General features: G+C 70.9%; 2 protein-coding genes. One reads left to right on the forward strand and one right to left on the reverse strand.

What is annotated here, in order from left to right:
• Window positions 1-21: 21 nt before the first annotated feature.
• Window positions 22-1,386, reverse strand: coding sequence for an MFS transporter (locus PROKR_RS27805; RefSeq protein ID WP_036970357.1), 1,365 nt, complete (start codon window positions 1,384-1,386; stop codon window positions 22-24).
• Window positions 1,387-1,552: 166 nt separating this feature from the next.
• Here PROKR_RS27805 and PROKR_RS27810 point away from each other — a divergent pair.
• The coding region (locus PROKR_RS27810) for a helix-turn-helix domain-containing protein (RefSeq protein WP_036970359.1) at window positions 1,553-1,769 on the forward strand (217 nt) is incomplete at its 3' end.

The following is a 1,769-nucleotide window of genomic DNA, read 5'->3' on the forward strand; positions in this document are numbered from 1 at the left end:
GGCGACCCTCCAGGGCGGGGCTCACGGGCGGCCCTCGGCGAGCGCCCGCTCGCGGGCCTGGTCCTCGGCGTCGAGCGCGTGCAGGGACGCGCCCTTGGTCTCGCGCAGCGCGACCGCCGCGGCCAGGGTGATGAGGGCGGCGACAGCCATGTACACGGCGGTGGGCCACCAGGAGCCGGTGTTCTTGAGCCAGGTGGTGGCGAGGATCGGCGCGAGCGAGCCCGCGACGATGGAGGTCACCTGGTAGCTGATCGAGACGCCGGAGTACCGCATCCGGGTCGGGAACATCTCGGCCATGATCGCGGGCTGCACGGCGTACATCAGCGCGTGGAACAGCAGGCCGGCCATGAGCACGGCCAGGATGACCCAGACGTTCCTGGTGTCCATGGCCGGGAAGGCGAACCAGCACCAGGTCGCGCCGAGCACGGCGCCCGTGATGTACAGGGGCTTGCGGCCCACGCGGTCCGCGAGGCGGCCGACGGCGAGGATCACCACGAAGTGGAACGCGTGCGCGGCCGCGACCACACCGAGGATGCGGGTGGTGTCCATGCCGAGCGCCGTGCCGAGGTAGACGATCGAAAAGCTGACCACCAGGTAGTACAGGATGTTCTCCGCGAACCGCAGGCCCATGCCGGTGAGCACGCCGCGCGGGTAGCGCTTGACCACCTCGAGCACGCCGTAGGCCTTGTCACCCTCGTCGATCTCGGCCTTGGCCTCCTCGTAGATGGGGGCGTCGGAGACGCGGGTGCGCACGTAGTAGCCCACGACGATGACGACGGCCGACAGCCAGAACGCCACGCGCCAGCCCCAGGCGAGGAACGCCTCGTCGGTCAGCGTGGCCGACATCGTGTAGAGCACGACGGTCGCGAGCAGGTTGCCCGCGGGGACGCCTGCCTGGGGCCACGCCGTCCAGCGGGCCCGCTCGTCGTCCTTGCTGTGCTCCGCGACGAGCAGCACGGCGCCGCCCCACTCGCCCCCGAGCGCCACGCCCTGGACGAAGCGCAGGATCACGAGCAGCGCCGGGGCGAGGAAGCCGACCTGCTGGAACGTGGGCAGGCAGCCCATGAGCACGGTCGCCACACCGATCAGCACGATCGTGAACTGCAGCGTGTACTTGCGCCCGAGCTTGTCGCCCAGGTGGCCGAAGACGATGCCGCCCAGCGGCCGGGCGAGGAAGCCGACGGCGTAGGTGACGAACGCGGCGATGATCGCGTCGTAGGCGTTGCCCGTCTCGGGCATGAGCACCTTGTTGAACACGAGCGCGGCGGCGGTCGCGTAGAGGAAGAAGTCATACCACTCGACGACGGTGCCGGCCATCGAGGCGGCGACGATGCGTCTGATCAGCGACCGGTCGTCCGGTGCGTGGGTGCGTGACTGTGCGGACATGCTGCTGCTCCTAGGTGTCGACTCTGACACGGGGTGCGGCCGGGAGCGCGGTCCGCGCCGTCGGCCACCTGTGACCCGCCCGAGTGTTCCCGGCGAGCAGTGTGCGCAGCAATGACGAAGTGGGCAGAGGCGGTGTGCACGAATGCACACTTGGTACGGTCGCGGCATGTCAGCCCGCAACGACCCGCCGGCCGGCCAGGTGGCCGACCAGCTCCTGGTGCTGCTGGCCGTGGCCCGCACCGGCCGCTACACGACGGCGGCCCGCGCGCTCGGCGTCAACCACACCACCGTCGCCCGCAACGTCACGGCGCTGGAGCGGGCCCTCGGTGGGCGCCTCCTGGTCAAGGGCGCCGACGGCTGGGAGCTGACGACGCTCGGGCGCC

Origin of the sequence: Promicromonospora kroppenstedtii DSM 19349 (assembly GCF_000515355.1) — a bacterium.
GTDB classification, from domain to species: domain Bacteria; phylum Actinomycetota; class Actinomycetes; order Actinomycetales; family Cellulomonadaceae; genus Promicromonospora; species Promicromonospora kroppenstedtii.

Excerpts from the sequence above, each read along its gene's own strand:
- PROKR_RS27805 (WP_036970357.1), bottom strand. The coding sequence starts at position 1,386 with ATGTCCGCACAGTCACGCACCCACGCACCGGACGACCGGTCGCTGATC.